The sequence below is a fragment of the Bradyrhizobium sp. CB1015 genome, assembly GCF_025200925.1.
GTDB lineage: Bacteria > Pseudomonadota > Alphaproteobacteria > Rhizobiales > Xanthobacteraceae > Bradyrhizobium.
Genome location: NZ_CP104174.1, coordinates 3429619 through 3448574, shown reverse-complemented (window position 1 = coordinate 3448574; position 18956 = coordinate 3429619). Strand labels below are relative to the sequence as shown.

Annotated in this window: 12 protein-coding genes; 5 read left to right on the top strand and 7 right to left on the bottom strand. The window is 64.7% G+C overall.

Annotation, left to right across the window (positions count from 1 at the left end; genetic code table 11):
* Positions 1–33: 33 nt before the first annotated feature.
* On the top strand, positions 34–996 hold the full coding sequence (locus N2604_RS15725) for an amidohydrolase family protein (RefSeq protein ID WP_260375532.1): 963 nt from the start codon (positions 34–36) through the stop codon (positions 994–996).
* 3 nt (positions 997–999) lie between these two features.
* On the opposite strand, the gene N2604_RS15720 is transcribed toward N2604_RS15725, so the two are convergent.
* The 3 genes from N2604_RS15720 to N2604_RS15710 form a co-directional block, all read right to left on the bottom strand.
* Positions 1000–4116 carry an efflux RND transporter permease subunit gene (locus tag N2604_RS15720; RefSeq protein ID WP_260375531.1) on the bottom strand — a complete coding sequence of 1039 codons (3117 nt, stop codon included), beginning with the start codon at positions 4114–4116 and terminating at the stop codon, positions 1000–1002.
* A 29-nt stretch (positions 4117–4145) separates the two neighbouring features.
* Positions 4146–5396, bottom strand: a complete 1251-nt coding sequence (locus N2604_RS15715; RefSeq protein WP_260375530.1) for an efflux RND transporter periplasmic adaptor subunit — start codon at positions 5394–5396, stop codon at positions 4146–4148.
* A 145-nt stretch (positions 5397–5541) separates the two neighbouring features.
* Positions 5542–6942, bottom strand: a complete 1401-nt coding sequence (locus tag N2604_RS15710) for a CoA transferase (protein WP_260375529.1) — start codon at positions 6940–6942, stop codon at positions 5542–5544.
* A gap of 109 nt (positions 6943–7051) precedes the next feature.
* Here N2604_RS15710 and N2604_RS15705 point away from each other — a divergent pair, with 109 nt between their 5' ends.
* Positions 7052–7339, top strand: a complete 288-nt coding sequence (locus N2604_RS15705) for a hypothetical protein (protein WP_057027154.1) — start codon at positions 7052–7054, stop codon at positions 7337–7339.
* Positions 7340–7391: 52 nt separating this feature from the next.
* Here the strand turns inward: N2604_RS15705 and ltrA are convergent, their stop codons facing one another.
* A complete protein-coding gene (gene ltrA, locus N2604_RS15700) occupies positions 7392–8924 on the bottom strand; it encodes a group II intron reverse transcriptase/maturase (RefSeq protein ID WP_409241725.1) in 1533 nt (510 codons plus the stop codon).
* Positions 8925–9411: 487 nt separating this feature from the next.
* On the opposite strand from ltrA, the gene N2604_RS15695 reads away from it, so the two are divergent.
* Positions 9412–10182, top strand: coding sequence for an SDR family NAD(P)-dependent oxidoreductase (locus N2604_RS15695; RefSeq protein WP_260375528.1), 771 nt, complete (start codon positions 9412–9414; stop codon positions 10180–10182).
* A 160-nt stretch (positions 10183–10342) separates the two neighbouring features.
* On the opposite strand, the gene N2604_RS15690 is transcribed toward N2604_RS15695, so the two are convergent.
* The 3 genes from N2604_RS15690 to N2604_RS15680 are packed head-to-tail and all read right to left on the bottom strand — an operon-like array spanning position 10343 to position 16096.
* The gene (locus tag N2604_RS15690; protein ID WP_260375527.1) at positions 10343–13819 is read right to left on the bottom strand and encodes an error-prone DNA polymerase; all 3477 of its coding nucleotides are present in this window, start codon (positions 13817–13819) and stop codon (positions 10343–10345) included.
* The gene (locus N2604_RS15685; RefSeq protein ID WP_260375526.1) at positions 13816–15411 is read right to left on the bottom strand and encodes a DNA polymerase Y family protein; all 1596 of its coding nucleotides are present in this window, start codon (positions 15409–15411) and stop codon (positions 13816–13818) included. Before N2604_RS15685 ends, N2604_RS15690 begins: the two co-directional genes overlap by 4 nt.
* On the bottom strand, positions 15308–16096 hold the full coding sequence (locus tag N2604_RS15680; protein WP_260375525.1) for an ImuA family protein: 789 nt from the start codon (positions 16094–16096) through the stop codon (positions 15308–15310). Before N2604_RS15680 ends, N2604_RS15685 begins: the two co-directional genes overlap by 104 nt.
* A gap of 161 nt (positions 16097–16257) precedes the next feature.
* Between N2604_RS15680 and N2604_RS15675 the strand changes: the two genes are divergently transcribed.
* Entirely contained in the window at positions 16258–17493 is a 1236-nt protein-coding gene (locus tag N2604_RS15675; RefSeq protein WP_260375524.1) for a putative DNA modification/repair radical SAM protein, read from the top strand.
* On the top strand, positions 17493–18935 hold the full coding sequence (locus tag N2604_RS15670) for a UdgX family uracil-DNA binding protein (RefSeq protein WP_260375523.1): 1443 nt from the start codon (positions 17493–17495) through the stop codon (positions 18933–18935). The genes N2604_RS15675 and N2604_RS15670 overlap by 1 nt, the downstream gene beginning before the upstream one ends.
* The last annotated feature ends 21 nt before the right edge of the window (positions 18936–18956 follow it).

Here is an 18956-nt window from a genome sequence, read left to right as displayed (position 1 = left end):
ACCCGCCTACAAAAAATAATCGGGAGAGAAACCATGCTCAGCCGACGCGGCGTCCTGCTTGCCTCCCTTGCGGCCGGAGTAACCATGACCAGCAAAGCCCATGCCCGCGCGGCGCAGCCTGCGACGCCGATCAATTTCGATGTGCCGGCGCATGCCTGCGACTGCCACACCCACATTCACGGCGATGTCGAAAAGTTTCCGTTCTTCGCGGGACGCGTCTATACGCCGGAGCCGGCTTCGCCGGAAGAAATGGCCGCGCTGCACAAGGCGCTGCATATCGAGCGCGTGGTGATCGTGACACCGAGCGTCTACGGCACCGACAATTCCTCGACGCTGTTCGGCATGAAGGTGCGCGGCGCGACCGCGCGCGGCGTCGCCGTGATCGACGACGAGACGCCGGAGAGCGCGCTCGATACGATGCATCAGGACGGCTTCCGCGGCATCCGCCTCAATCTGGCGACCGGCGGCGTCAACGACCCCAATGTCGGCCGGCCGCGCTTCACCGCCGCCGTCGAGCGCATGAAGGCGCGCGGCTGGCACGTGCAGCTCTACACCACGCTGGCCATGATCTCGGCGATCAAGGACCTCGTCGAGACGGCGCCGGTACCGGTCGTGTTCGACCATTTCGGTGGCCTCGAGGCTTCGCTCGGGCTGGAGCAGCCGGGCTTCTCCGACCTCGTCGCGCTGGTGAAGTCCGGCAAGGCCTATGTGAAGATCTCGGGCGCCTATCGCTCGTCGAAGCTCGCGCCCGACTATCAGGACATGGTGCCCTATGCCCGCGCGCTGATCGCGGCCAATGCGGACCGCATCGTCTGGGGCACCGACTGGCCGCATCCGGATTCGAGCCGCGTCGAGGGCCGCAAGCCCACCGACATCGCGCCGCTCTATCAGATCGACGACGGCCGCCTGCTCAATCAGCTTCCGGTGTGGGCGCCGGATGCCGAGGTGCGCAAGAAGATCCTGGTCGACAATCCGGCGCGGCTCTACGGGTTCTGACGATCAGCGCGCGCGGCGGGAGAAGAACGAGATCAGGACCGGCAAGGTCACGAGGATCACGACCGGCGCCAGCATCATGCCGGTGACGACGACGACCGCGAGCGGCTTCTGCACCTGCGAGCCGATGCCTTCCGACAGTGCTGCCGGAAGCAGGCCGACGCCTGCGACGACGCAGGTCATCAGCACGGGCCGGAGCTGCAGCTCGCCGGTGCGCACCACCGCGCTCATGCGGTCCATGCCCTCTTCGATCAGCTGGTTGAACTGCGACAGGATGATGATGCCGTCCATCACGGCGATGCCGAACAGCGCGATGAAGCCGATCGCCGCGGAGACGCTGAATGCCGTACCCGAGATTAGAAGGCCGAGCACGCCGCCGAAGATCGCCATCGGAATCACGCTCATCGCGAGCAGCGTGTCGGTCATCGAGCCGAAATTGAACCAGAGCAGCACGCCGATCAGCGCCAGCGAGATCGGCACCACGATCGACAGCCGCTGGATCGCGTCCTGGAGATTGCCGAACTCGCCGACCCATTCCATGTGCGAGCCCGGCGGCAGCTGTACCTGCGCGGCGATCTTGTCCTGTGCCTCGCGGATCGCGCTGCCGAGATCGCGTTCGCGCACCGAGAACTTGATCGGCAGATAACGCTCCTGCTGCTCGCGATAGATGTAGGCCGCACCCGAGACGAGGCTGATGGTCGCGACTTCGCTTAAGGGGATCTGCGTGACGGTGCCGTTCGGCCCGGGCGCACCGATCCGCAAATTCTGGATCGCCTCGGCGCTGCGGCGGTATTCCGGCGCGAGGCGGACGATGATCGGGAAGTGGCGGTCGCTTCCGGGCTCATAGAGGTCGCCGGCGGTGTCGCCGCCGATCGCGACCTTGATGGTGGCGTTGATGTCGCCCGGCGCAAGGCCGTAACGCGCGGCCTTGGCGCGGTCGATGTCGATCTGGACGGTCGGCTGTCCCAGCGAGGTGAACACGGCAAGGTCGGTGACACCCTGCACGGTCGACAGCACCTGCTTGATCTTGTTGGCGGTGTCGGTCAGCGCCTGGAGATCGCTGCCGAACAGCTTGATCGAGTTCTCGCCCTTCACGCCGGAAACGGCTTCGGAGACGTTGTCCTGCAGATATTGCGAGAAGTTGAATTCGACGCCGGGGAAGCGATCGTCGAGCTGCTTGAGCAGTTGCGCGGTCAGCTCCTCCTTGTCGCGGGTGCCGGGCCACTGGCTCACGGGCTTGAGCGGCGCGAAGAACTCGGCGTTGAAGAAGCCGGCGGCGTCGGTGCCGTCGTCGGGACGGCCGTGTTGCGACACGACGGATTCGACCTCGGGACGGGCGCGGATCACCTTGCGCATCTCGTTGACGTAGCTGTTGCCTTCCTGCAGCGAGATGGTCGGCGGCAGCGTGGCACGGATCCAGAGATTGCCCTCCTCCAGCTTCGGCAGGAATTCGAGGCCGAGCAGCCGGCTGAGCGCCACCGTCATCAGCACGAGGCCGACCGCACCTCCGAGGACGATGTTGCGATTGGCGACCGCCCAATTCAGCAACGGCGAGTACAGCCGGTGCAGGATCAGCATCACCTTGGTCTCGGTCTCCTCGACATGCGCGGGCAGGATGATCGCGGACAGCGCCGGAGTCACGGTGAACGTGGCAAGGAGACCGCCGGCCAGCGCATAGGCGTAGGTGCGCGCCATCGGCCCGAAGATGTTGCCCTCGACGCCTGACAGCGTGAACAGCGGCAGGAAGGCCGCGATGATGATTGCGGCGGCGAAGAAGATCGATCGCGAGACGTCGGCGGCCGCGCTGAGGATGGCATGGCTCTTCATGCCGAACAGCGTCTCGGGCGACATATGCTCGGATTCCGACATCGGCGTCGTTTGCGTGAGGCGGCGGAAGATCGCCTCAACCATGATCACGGTGGCATCGACGATGAGGCCGAAATCGATCGCGCCGACCGACAGGAGGTTGGCCGATTCCCCGCGCAGCACCAGGATGATGACGGCGAAGAACAGCGCGAACGGGATGGTGGCGCCGACGATCAGCGCACTGCGGAGATCGCCGAGGAAGATCCACTGCAACAGCACGATCAGCAGGATGCCGACCACCATGTTGTGCAGCACGGTGTGGGTGGTGAGCTCGATCAGGTCGCCGCGATCGTAGATGCGCTCGATGCGCACGCCGGGGGGCAGGATGCTGGAGTTGTTGATGGCTTGAACGAGCTCGTGGACGCGCTTGATGGTCGGCGAGCTCTGCTCGCCGCGCCGCATCAGGACGATGCCCTGCACGATGTCGTCGGAATCGTCGATGCCGGCAATGCCGAGACGTGGCTTCTGGCCGACCGTGACGGTGGCGACGTCCTTGACCAGAACCGGATTGCCGCCTGTCTGCGCCACCATGGTGTTGGCGAGGTCGTCGATCGAGCGGATCAGGCCGACCCCGCGCACCACGGCGGATTGCTGGCCGATATTGACGGTGTTGCCGCCGACATTGACGTTGGAATTGCCGACCGCCTGGAGCAGTTGCGGCAGCGTCAGGCCGTTGGCGACCAGCTTGTTGAAGTCGACCTGGATCTCGTAGGTCTTGCTCCTGCCGCCCCAGCCGGTGACGTCGATCACGCCGGGCACCGCGCGGAAGCGACGCTGCAGCATCCAATCCTGGATGGTCTTGAGGTCGAGCACGCTGTAGTTCGGCGGACCGACCAGACGATAGCGGAAGATCTCGCCGATCGGGCTGAGCGGCGAGATCTGCGGCTGAACGTTGCCGGGCAGCGGCGCGAGCTGCGCCAGGCGATTCAGCACCTGCTGCAGCGCCTCGTCATAGGTATAGGCGAAGGAGAACTGGATTTTGACGTCGGACAGACCGTAGAGCGAGATGGTGCGGATGGTCGTGATGTTCTTCAGGCCCGCCACCTGGGTCTCGATCGGGATCGTGATGTAGCGCTCGATCTCCTCCGCCGACAGGCCCGGGCTCTGCGTCACGATGTCGACCATCGGCGGGGTGGGATCGGGATAGGCCTCGATGTTGAGCCGGTTGAACGCGATCAGGCCGCCGATCAACACGGCGGCGAACATGCCGACCATCAGGAAACGCCGGTCGACGGCAAGGGCAACGAGACGATCCATTCAGGTCTTCAATTTTCTTGGGTCGTCGATCAGCTGCCGGACGCCGCGCGGTCGATGAACAGACTGCCTTTGGTGACGATCTGCTCGCCGGGTTTCAGATTGCTGGTGACCTCGACGAGGTTGCCGTTGATGAGACCGATCTTGATCTGGCGCAGCTCGACCGACTTGTCCTCACGCGCGACCCAGAGGCGGACCTTGTCGGCCTCGTAGATCAGCGCCTGCTTCGGCACCGCCGGCGCGGCGCGGTCGCCGGCCGAATAGATCGTGACGTTCGCGAACATTTCCGGCTTGAGCAGGCCGTCCTTGTTGTCGATGGTGGCGCGGACCAGCAGGCGGCGGGTGGCGGGGTCGATCGCGGCGGCAACGTAGTTGATCTTGGCGCTGAACGGACGGCCTGGCAGCGCCATCACGTTGACGGTGATGTCCTGCCCGATGCACACCGCGGCCGCATCGCTCTCGCGCACGAAGGCGGTGAGCCAGACCGTGGAGAGGTCGCCGACCACGAAGACCGGATCGCTTGCGCCGGAATTGACGTATTGGCCGGGGCCGATCTTGCGCTGCACGACGGTGCCGGAGATCGGCGAGTAGATCGTGATCTCCCGATCGATGACGCCCTTTTCCTGAAACGTCTTGATGGCCTCGTCGGTGAAGCCGAGGATGCGCAGCTTGTTGCGCGCGGCTTCCAGCGCCGTCACCGAAGAGCGCATGTCGTTGCGCGCCTGCACCTGGGCCGCTTCCGCCTGCTGGTAATCCTTGAGCGGAATGGCATGGCCCTCGTAGAGGTCCTTGGCGCGCTTGAACTGGATGTCGGAAAGCTCGAGCGCCGACTTCGCCTTGTTCTGCGAGGTCATCGCCGCGATGAAATCGTTCTGGGCCTGCACGGTGTCGGCGGCCTCGATCGTAAACAGCGGTTGACCTTGCTTCAGCGTCTCGCCCGGCTTTGCGAGCAGCTTGGTGACACGGCCTGCATAGGGCGAGAACACCGGCGTCGAGCGGTCTTCGTCAACCGCGACCTTGCCCTCGGTGACATACTCGGCCCGGAAGCTCCTGGCGGCGACCGGCTCGATCGTCAGCGTCGCCCATTCGGATGGCGTGGGCGTGAAGGTCTGCGCATTCCTGCGCGACTGGCTGGAGATCTCGGAGTGCTTCTTTGCCTTCGGGCCCGAAGAGAGCAAGCCGTACGCTCCGACACCGGCGCCGGCGAGAGCTAGTAAAACTACGGATACGATCACCCGTTGTTTTGCAATCACGTGCAATCGCTTGGTATTCTCAATTGCCATGGGGCCCGGTCGTGTCTGCGACGATCTCGGCAAATGACTGCCTCATCGGTCGCGCTAATAGTGCCGAATTGGGAGTTCAAACAACCTAAAAAACGCCTCAGCCCTTTCCGTTTGCGTTAAAAATTTGCGACATGTCAGCTTCACGTCAGCTTCGGGCCGGCCACTGTGCCGGATGACTGCCGAGCGGCATCGCCGGACGGCTCCATTGCGCCGGCGTCTTCGACAGCCGAGCCGAATGCTGCACCGCCTTCAACGTGCCGAAGCCAGATTGCATGGTTTCTATGAACGCAGCATGTACGGCCGCTCCCGTAAGGTCCGGGGTATTCAATCCGCCCTCGAGCCGGCCGAGATTCCACAGCCAACGGCCGGTCTGTGCCAGCGACACGCGCACGTGCCAGCTGCCGCCTTCGTACGCTTGGCGTGCCTTGGCCATCATCGCCCCGAACGCCATCAGATAGCCGGTGGCGTGGTCGAGCATCTGTGCCGGCAATTCCTTGGGACCATCGATGCCGGCGGCCTGGCCTTCGGCATGGTTGAAGCCCGTCGTGGTCTGCACCAGGGAGTCGAAGCCGCGCCGCTCGGCCCAGGGGCCGGCGTGGCCATAGGCCGACAGGGTGACATAGACGATGCCGGGATTGATCTGCGCCGCGTCCTCCGGCGCAAAGCCGAGCGCGGCGAGCGCACGCGGACGATAGCCTTGCGAGAAGATGTCGGCGTCCTTCAACAGCCCGCGCAGCTGCGCCCTGCCGGCCTCGCTCTTCAGTTCGATGAAGGTGGTGAGCTTGCCGCGGCCGGTATCGATGGTGAGCCAGTCGATCGCGGGCAGCTCCGGTCCTGACACCAGCAGCACGTCCGCACCGTGCGCAGCGAGCGTGCGGCCGGCGACCGGGCCGGCGATGACGCGGGAGAGATCGAGCACGCAAAGACCTGAGAGCGGACGATCGCCTTTTGGCCACGGCTTCGGCGGTGCCTCGCCGATCTTCTCGATCGAGAGCAGCGGCAATTGCGCGAGCGCGCGCGCCTGCGGGTGCGCGGACCATTCGTCGTAGGAGCGCATCAAGGCGACGACGCTGCCCGCGGCATAGACCGCGGTTTCGAAGTCCTCGCCCTTCCATTGCATCAGCGCGGCCTGCACTTTCTCGCGCTCGGGCTCGCAGCTGAGCACCTTGCAGACGGCGTCGCGGTGATGCGGAAAATTGGTGTGGCAGCGAACGAAGCGGCCATCGCCGGTTCTGTAGACGCCGGCGATGGCGTCCCAGGCCGGTGGCGGCGGCTTGTCGTCGCGGCGCAGATAACGCTCGGAACGGCATTCGGCGACGGCATGGCGCATGTCGACGGAGACATCCTGCGCCTCGCCGCTGCGCAGCTTCCATATCTCGGCGGCGGCAAGGCCGGCCGCCGCGATCGTGGTCTGGCCGGCGACGGCAACGCGAAACGAGGACGGGATTTGCGGCTCCTCGCCGGTCAGCCGCACGCGGCCGAGCGCAATCGGATCGCCACGGGCGGAGGTCCAGATGTCCTTGAGAATATCGGCGGGGCTTTGCATGACCGCTTCTCTTCCTTGCAGTTGAGCATGATCTTTCGGAAAACCGCTGCACACTTTTCCGGATCATGCTGTATTTTTACGACCATCCATCAGCACATAAGGGAATGCAATGGCCGCCATCGATCCCCTCATCGCAGGTGCCGTGTTCATCGCGACGGCGGCCACCGACGCCGTCTATGTCATGTTCACCTCGGCCGTGATCGCGCGCAAGCGCATCCCCGCGGCGAACTGGAGCGCGGTCTGGTACCTGCTCTCCTCCTACGCCGTGATCAGCTACACCGAGAACGCCTTCTATGTCGCCTTCGCCGCGATCGGCTCCTGGGCCGGCGCCTATGCCTCGCTGACCTTCCTGCACCGCCCGCCCGGTGGCCCGCCGGTCGGGGCGGCGCCGGAGTGAGGTCTCTCCGCGTCATTGCGAGAAGCCCTTGCGACGGTCGCGGTAGGGACGCTCATTGCTGAGCGCCCCCCGCACAGATCCGTACGTGCGGCTTTCCCGCATACGGCTCCCACCTCGGGTGAGTGACGGCGAAGCGTGTTCGGGGCCAAGGATGGAGGATTTGTGGCTTGGGGAGCAAGTCGGAGGCAAGCCGCGCAACCCGCTGCCACGTCGTGCCGTCGGTCTGGCTGCGGCGCCGAAGCATTCGCCTCCAGTGTTCGATGACGAAGTAGCGGAAGGCGGCAAGCGCTCGGCTGTTGGTCGGCACCGCATGGTAATTGAAGTACCCGGTGACGACCTGCCGCAGCCATTTGCCCTGTTCGAGCACCGACTGGTGCATGCGCCGTTGCAGCCCCTGCTTCACGGCTTGCAGCTTCGCCCGCATGCGATCCTTGCGAGACTTGCGCCTGATCTGGAACTTGCCTTGCCTGGATCGGCCGCAGATGAAGGTGAAGCCGAGGAAGCTGAAGGTCTCCGGCTTGCCGAGCCCGCGACGCCGGCGGTTGTCCTCCGCATGGCGTCCGAACTCGATCAGCCGGGTCTTCTCGGGATGCAGTGACAGCGCGAACTCCTTAAGCCGTATGCGCAGTTCTTCGAGGAAGTGCCGGGCCTCATCCTCATGCTCAAAGCCGACAATGAAGTCGTCGGCGTATCGCACGATGATCATGTCACCCGTGGCCTCGCGCCGTCGGAAGCGTTCGGCCCACAGATCAAGGGCATAGTGCAGGTAGATGTTGGCAAGCAGCGGCGAGATCACCGCCCCTTGCGCTGTCCCCTGCTCGCTGACCCTGACCGTCCCTTCTTCGAGGACACCCGCCTTGAGCCATTTGCGGATCAGGCGGATGATGCGCTGGTCGCCGATCCGATGCTCTACGAAGCGGATCAGCCATTCCTGGTCCACCGTGTCGAAGAACGCCCGGATGTCGGCGTCGACAATGAAGTTCACCTTTCTGCGCTCGATTCCGACCATGAGCGCATTCATCGCATCGTGCGTGCTGCGCCCGGGCCGGAACCCGTACGAGAACCCGAGGAAGTCTTCCTCATAGATCGCGTTGAGCACAGCGGCCGTTGCCCGCTGGACGATCTTGTCCTCAAGGGCCGCAATCGCCAGGGGTCGCTGCCGTCCGTCCGGCTTCGGGATATAGACCCGCCGCGACGGCTGTGGTCGATACGCGCCCCGGTGGATACGAGCATGCAGGTCCTCGAGATTGGCCTTGAGGTTTTGCTCATAGTCCCGCCACGTCACCCCGTCCGCGCCCGCCGCGGCATGCTTCTTCAGCGCGAAGAACTCCGCCGCGAGCAGGTCGGGATTGATGTGGTGGAGCAGCGCGGTGAACCTCTCCTTCTTCCTTTCCCTTGCCGTTCGCCGTATGCGTTCCAGCGCAGGTGTCACGCTTGTCCGGCTCGGCGTCCGGGACGTGCTTTGCTGGTCCGCATTCCCCTCGGTCACGGCCCTTTGCTCCACCTGCTCCTCCGCGGATCGCTCCGCTTCGTTCGCCGGCTTCCCAGCTACTACGGCCGCATCCGACTTCCCGCACCTGTTCATCATCGGCTTCGGCTCCTCGCCTTCCCGATGCGGACCTTGGAGGCTTGTTGCCATCGGCCAGATGCGGGACCTCCCAGGTTCCGACACGATCCCTTCCTGCGTGATGGGGTCTTCGACCACGGCAGAGCGTCAGTCCCTCGCATAGCGGGACCGCACATGTTGCCTTCGACGTTGCTTACCGTCTCGGCCTCTGCGAGTTTCTGTCTTTCGCGGCTCAATAGCCCACCCCACAGGATCGCTGTGTACGCTTCGCAGCCGCCGTCACCGGCGACCACGCAACACTCGCTACCGGGCGCCCGCTACGGCCTACCCGGACCGGTCTTCCACCGGCTGGATCGCGCCAGCTTCTCCTGGCGCACAAGCAATCCAGAATCTTTCCCCGGATGCATTTCTGGATTGCTTCGCTGCGCTCGCAATGACGAATTGGAGAGTTCAGCATCCCAGCCGAAACGGCTACACTCGCAACACCAACAAAAAGGAGCCAACAATGGATCTCGGCCTCAAAGGCAAGAACGCCGTCGTGCTCGGCGGCACGCGCGGCATCGGGCGGGCGATTGCGGCGACGCTGGCCGGCGAAGGTGCCAATGTCGCGGTGTGCGCACGAAACGCCGATCAGGTTGCGGCAACCGTCGCCGAGTTGAAGGCGAGCGGCATCCGCGCCACCGGCAGCCCGGTCGATGTCACCGACGGCGCGGCGCTGAAAAGCTGGATCGAGGCTGCAGCGAAAGAGCTCGGCGGCATCGACCTGCTGTTCTCCAATGCCGGCGCAATGGCGCAAGGGCACGATCCCGCATCCTGGGAGCAGAATTTCCGGCTCGACGTGCTCGGGGCCGTGCACGCCTTCGATGCCGCCCGGCCGTTCCTCGAGACAAGCGGCGCCGAAGGCGGCGATGCCGCCTTCGTGATCGTCTCGTCGATCGCCGCGGCGCAGGCGGACACCGCCAGCTCCTACGGCCCGATCAAGGCCGCGCTGATCCACATGGCCAAGGGACTGGCGCGGCAATATGCGAAGAAGAAGATCCGGGTCAACGTGGTCTCGCCCGGCACCGTCTATTTCAAGGGCGGCGTCTGGGAGATGATCGAGAAGAACATGCCGGAGCGGTACCAGGACGCGATGAAGCGCAATCCGACCGGCCGCATGGCGACGCCGCAGGACATCGCGAACGCGGCGGTGTTTCTGGCAAGCCCGGTGTCGGGGTTCACCACGGGCTCGAATCTGGTGGTGGATGGTGCAATCTCGAACCGGGTGAATTTCTAACGACCGTTCAGCCTCCCTCCGTCGTCATGGCCGGGCTTGTCCCGGCCATCCACGCGGTACAGCAAACGCTGAAAGACGTGGATGCCCGGGTCAAGCCCGGGCATGACGACTGAGAGTGTGGCGCGCCGTCATTGCAACAACCGTCATTGCGAGCGCAGCCTCAATGAAAATCCCGCGACGGTGGCAGGATGCGGACGTTGCGGGGGTGGCGGATTTTTTGCGCGGGCATGTCCGCGAGGGCGCGGGGGTCTTCGTTGAGCGGCTCGACCACGGTGGCGCCTGCGGGCACCGGATGTTTTCGGCTTAGAGCGTCGTTGGCCAATCCGACCAGATCGTGCGAGCGGTCGACCATGCGCTGGGCGATCAGGTGCGTCACCTTCTCCGGGCTGCTCTGGATGTAGCCTTCGACCAGGATGAGGCGCGCGCCCATCACTTCTTTCCGGTACTGCTCCATGATCTTGGGCCAGACCACGACATTGGCGATGCCGGTCTCATCCTCCAGCGTCATGAACACGACGCCGCTGGCGCTGCCCGGTCGCTGCCGCACCAGGACCACGCCGGCGCAGCGGACGCGGCGCCGCTCGTTTTCATGGCTGATCTCCTTGCAGGCGACGATGCGCTCGCGCGTCAACATCTCCCGCAAGAACTCCATCGGGTGGCCCTTCAGCGACAGCCGGATGGTCTGGTAGTCCGCGACCACCTGTTCGGCGCGCGGCATCACCGGCAGCGGTTTTGCGCCTTCGTCCGGCTGCTCGCGCGCGGTCGCCGCCTCGAACAGCGGCAGCGGCACGTCGTCGGGCAGCCGCCGCACCTGCCACAACGCTTCGCGGCGGTCGAGCCCGAGCGAGCGGAACGCATCGGCGTCCGCCAAGAGGATCAGCGCGCGCTTGGGCAGGCCGGTGTCGCGGGCGAAATCTTCGAGCGAGGTGAAGGGGCGGCGGTTGCGCGCGGCGACGATGCGGTCGGCCCAATCGGACACTCTCTCCACGTCGTCATTCCGGGGCGCGCCTCTTGGCGCGAGCTCTGGTGCGCAATTGCGCACCTTAGAATCCATACTCCCGACCGGGGTTATGGATTCCGGGTTCGCGCTTTGCGCGCCCCGGAATGACAGCTGAGAGCGTTTCAGCCTCTCTTCATCCTCGTCCAGCCAATGGAATCCATCAATCTGGCGGAAGCCCAGGCGCACGGCGCAGTATTTGCCGCTCCCCTCCTCCAGCGTGCTCTGGGCAAAGCTGTAGGACACGTCGATGTCTCGGACCTCGACGCCGTTCTTGCGGGCATCGCCGACGATCTGCGCCGGGGCATAAAAGCCCATCGGCTGCGAGTTCAACAGACCGCAGCAGAAGGCGTCGGGATGATAGTGCTTCAGCCACGACGAAATGTAGACCAGCTGTGCAAAGCTCGCGGCATGGCTCTCCGGAAAGCCGTAGGAGCCAAATCCCTTGATCTGGTCAAAGCAGCTTTTGGCGAAGTTGGGATCGTAGCCGCGGGCGACCATGTTGCCGATCAGCTTCTCCTCGTATTGGCCGATGGTGCCGACATTGCGGAAGGTCGCCATCGAGCGGCGCAGGCCGTTGGCTTCCTCGGAGGTGAAATGTGCGGCCTCGATCGCAATGCGCATCGCCTGCTCCTGGAACAGCGGAACACCGAGCGTCTTGTGCAGCACCTTGTAGAGCTCGTCCTTGTCGCCATGCTCCGGCGACGGCGACGGATAGCTCACCTGCTCGAGCCCGTTCCGCCGCCGCAAGTAAGGATGCACCATGTCGCCCTGGATCGGCCCGGGGCGCACGATCGCGACCTCGATGACGAGATCGTAGAAGGTGCGCGGCTTCAGACGCGGCAGCATGTTCATCTGGGCGCGACTCTCGACCTGGAACACGCCGAGCGATTCCCCGCGGCACAGCATGTCGTAAACGTTTGGATCGTCCTGCGGGACGCTCGCCAGCACAAGACGCTCGCCCTTGTGCTGGTCGATGAGATCGAAACATTTCCTGATGCAGGTCAGCATGCCCAGCGCGAGCACGTCGACCTTCATCATGCTAAGCGCGTCGACGTCGTCCTTGTCCCATTCGATGAAGGTGCGGTCGTCCATCGCGGCATTGCCGATCGGCACATAGGTGTCGAGCCGGTCCTGGGTCAGCACGTAGCCGCCGACATGCTGGGAAAGATGGCGGGGGAATTCGATCAGCTCGGTCGCAAGCTCGACCGCGAGGTTGATCATGGGATTGTCGGGATCGAGCCCGGCCTGCCGGACCTGCATGTCGTTGAGACCCTTGCCCCAGCTGCCCCAGACGGTGTCGGCGAGCGCGGCGGTGACGTCCTCGGTCAGGCCGAGCGCCTTGCCGACGTCGCGGATGGCACTGCGCGGGCGATAATGGATGACGGTGGCGATGATCGCGGCGCGGTGGCGGCCGTAGCGGCGATAGACATATTGCATCACCTCCTCGCGGCGCGAATGCTCGAAATCGACGTCGATGTCGGGCGGCTCCAGCCGTTCCTTGGAGATGAAGCGCTCGAACAAGAGGTCGACCTTGGTCGGGTCGACCGAGGTAATGCCGAGCACGTAGCACACGGCCGAGTTCGCCGCCGAGCCGCGCCCCTGGCACAAAATGTTCTGGCTGCGCGCGTAGTGGACGATGTCGTGCACCGTGAGGAAATAATGCGCGTATTTCAGCTCGGCGATCAGCGCGAGCTCCTTGTTCAACGTCGCGCGCAGCTTGTCGTCGATCTTGCCGCCGAAATATTTGTCGACGCCCGCCCAGGTCAGGTCTTCCAGATGTCCTTGCGCGGTCTTGCCCGGCGGCACCGGCTCGTCGGGATATTGGTACTTGAGCTGATCGAGCGAGAACTCGATTGCGTCCGCAAAGCGCATGGTCTGTGCGATCGCCTCAGGAAAATCGCGGAACAGCCGCGCCATCTCTCGCGGCGTCTTCAGGAAGCGCTCGGCATTGGCTTCGAGCTTCCGCCCAATCGCCTCGATCGTGGTCTTTTCCCGGATGCAGGTCAGCACGTCCTGGAGCGGACGGCGGCGGGGATCGTGATACAGCACCTCGTTGGTCGCGAGCAGCGGCACCTTGGCCTTTGCGGCGAGATCATCGAGTTGGGACAGGCGACGCCTGTCATCGCCGCGATAGAGCAGGCTCGCCGCCAGCCACACGCCCTCGGCACGGCTCTCCTCGAGCTTTGCGAGCACATCCAGCGCCCGCGCCGGCTCGAAACGATGCGGCAGCGTCAAGACCAGGAGCTGGCCTTGCGAAAACTCCAGGAGATCGGCGAGGGTGAGATGACACTCGCCCTTCTCGATCCGCGTGATGTCGTCGCCGCGCTTGCCCCTTGTGAGGAGCTGACACAGCCGGCCATAGGCCGCGCGATCGCGTGGATAGACCAGGATGTCCGGCGTGCCGTCGATGAAGACGATGCGGGCGCCGATCAACAGTTTCGGCTTGTGCAGCACCTCGTCATTGTCGAGCTCCTGGTAGGCGCGCACCACGCCGGCGAGCGTGTTGTGGTCGGCGATGCCGATCGCGGGAATCCCGAACTTGCTGGCCTGATGCACATAGGCGCGCGGATCCGAGCCGCCGCGCAGGAAGGAGAAGTTTGTGGTGATGCCGATCTCGGCATAGCTCAGCGTATTCATGCGAAGAGACCGTGCACATACCAGCCGGGAGACGCCGGCTTGCCGTCACCGTCAAACACCTCGCCTTCATAGAGACCGTCGCGAAAGATCCAGAAGCGCAGGCCCTCGGCATCCTCGATGCGGAAATAATCCCGCGTCAGCTGCTTGCCGTCCTGCCGCCACCATTCCATCGCGATGCGCTCGGGCCCCTCCACCCGGACCACGGCATGCAGCGCGCGGCGCCAGGTGAATTGATGCGGCGGGCCGTCGGGCACGGTCGCGAACGGCACCTTGATCGGCTCCGGCTTGTCGAACAGCCGCAAGGGACGCAGCGGCGGCTCGCTCGCGACGCGCGCCGGCCATTCGGCCTGCATGGCGGCAGCGAGATGATGCTGCGCCGATGCGGCCAGCACCGCGCTTTCGGGGATGTGGGTATCCTGCGGCAGGTGCACGACGACGCGCTTGCCGCCGATGCGCGCAGCGATGCGGTCGATCAGCGCGGCGAGCTCGTCATTGTCGTGGACATGGGCATCGAGGTCGCGCTGCTCCTGCACCACGATCTCGGTGCGGCTCGCCGACAACCGCACCATGTCGAAGCCGAAGCCGGGATCGAGGGGATCAGCGAGTGCATCGAGCCGCTCGCGGAACAGGCGGTCGACGACCGCGCTGCGCGTCACCGGACGCCCGGTCTCGACCGTGATCGCGCGCACCACACCGTCGGTGCGGAAGAATGCCGCTTCAAGTCGTCGTGCGCCTTTGCCCTGCTTCTCCATGGACGCGATCAACGTGTCGGCCAGCCGCGACAGCGTCATCGCGATCATGGTGTCGGTCGCGATCGGCTCGGCAAAGCGTTTTTCCACGATGTAGTCGGGCAGCGGTTTTCGCGGGCTGATCGGCGCATCACCCTGCCCCAGCGCATGCGCGAGCAGGGTCGAGAACCGCGCACCGAACCGCGCCGTGATCTCGCCCGGCGCGCGCGAGGCGACATCGCCGATGGTCTTCAGCCCGGCGCGGCGCAGGCCGGTGGTGATGGCTTCACCTGCACCGAGCGCGGAGACTGGAAACGACCTGATCGCCTCCGCCTCCCCGCCATCGGCCACGATGGTGCCGGATGCCTGCCGAGTCAGCGTGCGGGCGCAGATCGAGGTGGCGGCGATCGCCGCGCTGACGGCAAAGCCTTGCCGGCCGAGCGCGCGGACCAGCGTCTTGAGCAGCGCGGCCTCGCCGCCGAATAGATGGACGCAGCCGGTGATGTCAAGAAACAGCCCGTGCGGCGGATCGAGCGCCACCAGCGGCGTGAAACGGTCGCACCAATCGGCGATATCGCTGAGCGTCTTCGCATCAGCGACAGGGTCGGCGTCGAACACACGCAAGTCCGGACACATCGCCCGCGCATTGGCGAGCGGCTGGCCGATATACAGGCCGAGGCGCTCGGCGGCCTCGTCCAACGCATGGATCACCAGCGCATTGTTGTCCTTGATGACGACGATATCAGGCTCATGATTGGTTTTACCCAGCCCGGCGCTGCCAACGAACCGCTGGATCCTGTCGATGGGCAGGCGCGGCAGCCACAGGCTGAGGATACGTCGACGGTTCACTGAACTGGCACTCATCACAATTCCATTCCATGATCCACCGGCCGCACGGGCCATGACGATTGCGCAAGAGCTCGGCATCGAACACCGGCGCGCCCCAGGCACTCCACACCGAGCCCGGCGGCGAATGCGCCGCACGCAGCATCCATCGTGTTTCCGCGGTCGAAGGCAGCGGCTGCGCGGCCATCCGCAGCAAGAGGCCGGTAACGCCCGAGCTTTGCGCAGCCAGCGTCAGCTTGCGACTTGCCACGAGATCGAACTGTCTGATCTCGCCCCAGAGCTCGAGCACGACGGCGCCCAGCGCATCGCAGGCAAGCGCATCGGCCGAGGTGCGCAACGCGCTCTCGACATCGGCGGCGCGCACCATCACCAGGCGGCGCGGATCGAGGCCGAGCTCGGCGAGCCCGCTCATCGACAGCGCACCGGTTTCGATTTCCGAAAAATCCTGTCGCACCCACAGCAGCGGCCGGCGCGCGCTCACGCGTCCCGCAAGCCCCATGACAAAGCCCGTCGCGGCGGCGCCCTGTCGTCCTTCGCAAAACACCTCGTGGATCACCGCGCGCGCGAGCCCTCCCTTCAGCGCGCTGTCGGCCTCGCTGTGGCCGAGCGCGACTCGGTCGCGCTGATGCACGACCTCCGCGGTCTCGATGCGCTCGATCTGGCTGCGCAAGGTCGCAAGCGCGCTTGTGCGTGCGCCGCTCATGCTCGCCGCTCCTCAGAGATTGATGCCGTGGTCTTCAAAAGAAGAACCAACGGCTGGCTCATTTGTTCATGATATGTTCTAATATAAAGCTAACGAGGCCAGAAGAGTCAATCGAATTGGCGCGCTGTCGGATTCATGAGCTGAATCAAAGGGATTCGAGGATGGACGTACAACGCAAGCTGGAGATTCTGGCGGATGCCGCCAAATACGACGCATCCTGCGCCTCCAGCGGCACCGAGAAGCGGGATTCCAGCGATCACAAGGGCATGGGCTCGACCGCGCCGGGCATGGGCATCTGCCATTCCTACGCGCCGGACGGACGCTGCATCTCGCTGCTCAAGGTGCTGCTGACCAACGCCTGCAATTACGATTGCCTCTATTGCGTCAACCGCGCCTCCTCGAACGTAGCACGCGCCCGCTTCACCATCGACGAATTGGTCAAGCTCACGCTCGACTTCTACCGGCGCAACTACATCGAGGGCCTGTTTCTCTCCTCCGGCATCATCCGCAGCCCTGATTATACGATGGAGCAAGTGGTGAGCGTCGCGCGAAAACTGCGCGAGGAGCATCACTTCCGCGGCTACATCCATCTGAAGTCCATTCCCGAGGCCGACGATGCGCTGATCGCCGAGGCCGGCAAATATGCCGATCGTCTCTCGATCAACATCGAGATGCCTGAGGAGACGAGCCTGCAGCAATTCGCGCCGGAGAAAGACGCGCGCGCGATCCGCCGCACCATGGGCCGGCTGCGGCTGAAGCTGGACGAAGCCGAGGAGAGCCGCAGCGCAAAGACGAAGGCCAAGCCGCAGCGCTTCGCGCCGGCCGGACAGAGCACGCAGATGATCGTTGGCGCAGATAGCGCCTCGGACCACACCATTCTCCACACCAGCGCCAATCTCTACGGCGCCTACCGGCTGCGGCGCGTCTATTACTCCGCCTTCAGCCCGATCCCGGACGCGAGCCGCGCCTTGCCTCTGGTGCAGCCGCCGCTGCTGCGCGAGCACCGGCTCTACCAGGCCGACTGGCTGATGCGGTTCTACGGTTTTGAAGTCGGCGAGATCGTCGACGAAGGCGCGATGCTGCCGCTCGACATCGATCCCAAGCTCGCCTGGGCACTGCGCCATCGCGACCGCTTCCCGCTCGACGTCAACCGCGCCAGCCGTGAGGAGCTGCTGCGCGTGCCCGGCTTCGGCACCAGGACAGTCGAACGCATCATCGCGACGCGGCGCACCACCACGATCCGCCTCGCCGATCTCGCGCGGCTGCATGTGCCCCGCAACAAGGCGCTGCCGTTCATCGTCCTCAGCGATCACCGCCCCGCCCCACATCGGCTCGACGCTACGGGGCTGATCGAACGGTTCAAGCCGAAGGCAACGCAACTGGGATTTGGCTTCTGATGCAGTACATCACCCTCGACACCGAAACCGATTTCGACGGCTGGCGCAAAGCCGCGCGGAGCCTCGTGCTTCACCACGTGCCGCCCAGCGATGTCACCTGGACCGTGCAGGGCCGCGAAGCCGAGCTGTTCGCGCCGCAAGCGCCGTCTCCGATCCTCGAAGTGAACGAGGGCACCTTCAACGTATCAGGCAAATTCGTCGAGCTCGCCAAGGCCGCGATCCTGCACCGCGATGGCGAGCGCTTTGCCATCCTGTATCGCCTGCTGTTCCGGCTGAAGGACAATCACGATCTCATCGAGGTCGCGACCGACCCCGATGTCGCGCAAGTCACTGCCATGGCGAAAGCGGTCTATCGCGACGAGCACAAGATGCATGCCTTCGTGCGCTTCCGCGAGATCGGCCGGGAACGCGAGGCGCATTACGTCGCCTGGTTCGAGCCGGAGCATCACATCGTCGAGCTTGCCGCGCCGTTCTTCGCCAAGCGCTTTGCCGACATGCCCTGGTCAATCCTGACGCCGGACCTCTGCGCGCATTGGGACGGCCATGCGCTCTCGTTCACGCCGGGCGTCAGCAAGAGCGAGGCGCCGGGCGAAGACCGGCTCGAGGAAACCTGGCGGCGCTACTATGCCAGCATCTTCAATCCGGCCCGGCTCAAGGTGAAGGCTATGCAGGCCGAGATGCCGAAGAAATATTGGAGGAACCTGCCCGAGGCTTCGATCATTAAGCCCTTGATCGAGGACGCCGAGCGCATGACCGGTGCCATGATCGCCAATGCCGCAACCGATCCGCATAAGCCTCAGAAGCGGCCGGAGGCTCCGATGAAACGCAAGCCAGCTGCCGACGAACTCGAAACGCTCCGCGAGGAGGCCGCGCATTGCCGCGCCTGCCATCTCTACAAGGACGCGACGCAGACGGTGTTCGGCGAAGGCCCGAAGAACGCCAATATCATGCTGGTCGGCGAGCAGCCCGGCGACAAGGAAGACCTCGCCGGCCACGCCTTCGTCGGCCCGGCCGGCCAGATGCTCGACCGTGCGCTGGAGGAAGCCGGCGTCGACCGCAAGAAGGTCTATGTCACCAACGCGGTGAAGCACTTCAAATTCGTGCCGCGCGGAAAGATCCGCCTGCACCAGAAGCCGAACACACCTGAGATCCGGGCGTGCCGGCAATGGTATGAGCGGGAAGTTTCGGCAATCCAGCCGGATCTCATCGTGGCGATGGGCGCCACCGCCGCGCAAAGCGTGTTCGGCAAGATCACTCCGATCGGCAAGAACCGCGGCCGGTTGATCGATCTTCCCGACGGGCGCAAAGCGCTCGTGACGGTGCATCCGTCCTACCTGCTGCGGCTGCCCGATCCCGAAGCCAAGGTGCTGGAGTATCGACGCTTTGTCGAGGATCTGAAGATCGCCGCCGGCCTGCAGAAGAAGGCCGCACGGGCCGCCTAAGCACTGGCAACGGCATGCTTG

Bases quoted from the DNA above. Each gene is read 5' to 3' on its own strand.
- N2604_RS15685 (WP_260375526.1), bottom strand. From the start codon at position 15,411: ATGAGTGCCAGTTCAGTGAACCGTCGACGTATCCTCAGCCTGTGGCTG.
- N2604_RS15675 (WP_260375524.1), top strand. From the start codon at position 16,258: ATGGACGTACAACGCAAGCTGGAGATTCTGGCGGATGCCGCCAAATAC.
- N2604_RS15670 (WP_260375523.1), top strand. From the start codon at position 17,493: ATGCAGTACATCACCCTCGACACCGAAACCGATTTCGACGGCTGGCGC.
- ltrA (WP_409241725.1), bottom strand. From the start codon at position 8,924: ATGAACAGGTGCGGGAAGTCGGATGCGGCCGTAGTAGCTGGGAAGCCG.
- N2604_RS15705 (WP_057027154.1), top strand. From the start codon at position 7,052: ATGGCCGCCATCGATCCCCTCATCGCAGGTGCCGTGTTCATCGCGACG.
- N2604_RS15720 (WP_260375531.1), bottom strand. From the start codon at position 4,116: ATGGATCGTCTCGTTGCCCTTGCCGTCGACCGGCGTTTCCTGATGGTC.
- N2604_RS15710 (WP_260375529.1), bottom strand. From the start codon at position 6,942: ATGCAAAGCCCCGCCGATATTCTCAAGGACATCTGGACCTCCGCCCGT.
- N2604_RS15680 (WP_260375525.1), bottom strand. From the start codon at position 16,096: ATGAGCGGCGCACGCACAAGCGCGCTTGCGACCTTGCGCAGCCAGATC.
- N2604_RS15690 (WP_260375527.1), bottom strand. From the start codon at position 13,819: ATGAATACGCTGAGCTATGCCGAGATCGGCATCACCACAAACTTCTCC.
- N2604_RS15715 (WP_260375530.1), bottom strand. From the start codon at position 5,396: ATGGCAATTGAGAATACCAAGCGATTGCACGTGATTGCAAAACAACGG.
- N2604_RS15695 (WP_260375528.1), top strand. From the start codon at position 9,412: ATGGATCTCGGCCTCAAAGGCAAGAACGCCGTCGTGCTCGGCGGCACG.
- N2604_RS15725 (WP_260375532.1), top strand. From the start codon at position 34: ATGCTCAGCCGACGCGGCGTCCTGCTTGCCTCCCTTGCGGCCGGAGTA.